General features: G+C 40.7%; 1 pseudogene. It reads right to left on the bottom strand.

Annotation, left to right across the window (positions count from 1 at the left end):
• Nucleotides 1-231, bottom strand: a pseudogene (locus ACFIK8_RS12485) (tRNA-guanine transglycosylase); the annotation flags it as partial.

Genomic DNA, 231 nt, shown 5'->3' with positions numbered 1-231 from the left:
AAACCACAGCTATAAATCACATGCAGCAGAACAAAGTGATTGTGGATCAAGAGGATATGGATCCTCTACATAACGCGCATTGCACAAATTAATTCTACCAAAGCGCGTAAAAGCTAAACCATGGTATCCCACACGCGTCGGCATAAAACAATCAAACATATCAATACCACAAGCAACACTTTGTAAAATATCATCAAGTGTTCCCACCCTCATGAGATAGCGGAGCTTATC

The organism is Bartonella sp. MR168JLCBS, assembly GCF_042194175.1.
The sequence above is the reverse complement of the archived record's forward strand: the minus strand, read 5'-3'. Positions and strand labels throughout refer to the sequence as shown.